A 472-nucleotide genomic window follows, 5' to 3' on the forward strand; every position below is an offset into this window, starting at 1 on the left:
CACAAACAAAAAGAGAAAGCTATCAGAGGTAAGAGATCTGGTATCCCTTTGCAAAAAGAGGATGATATGTACCAGAAAAAAGAATTTGTTATCCAATTGATATCGTTTATTAATATTTAGACTTTATAATATAATGGCAGCTAATAAAAGATAAGACGTTTGAAGCTGCCAAAAAAGCTAGGCCTAAAAGGATACCAGCTTTTTTGTACTTGATCGTTAGCATTGGAATAAGGAGAGGTAGTGTAAGGCTTAAGGAAAATTAACTACTTAAGCCTGGAAGTTGAGAACCTTCATTGCTTCCACTTAAGCCTGGAAGTTGAGAACCTCTATTATCTCCACTTAAGCCTACTTGATGATTATCTGGATGACCAACTCGCTGAGACCCAAAACCTGAGCCTAACAAAAGTGCTGAGGCCAGTGCAGAGAACAGTAGGCCAGCTGTTACGACAGTACCAGCAAATAACCACTGCTT

General features: G+C 38.6%; 1 protein-coding gene. It reads right to left on the minus strand.

Going from position 1 to position 472, the window contains the following annotated elements:
- Positions 1 to 259: 259 nt before the first annotated feature.
- A partial coding sequence (locus DEQ92_RS24315; protein WP_233516951.1) for a hypothetical protein occupies positions 260 to 472 on the minus strand: 213 nt, incomplete at its 5' end.

The sequence above is a fragment of the Haloferax sp. Atlit-6N genome, from assembly GCF_003383195.1.
Classification (GTDB): Archaea; Halobacteriota; Halobacteria; order Halobacteriales; family Haloferacaceae; genus Haloferax; species Haloferax gibbonsii.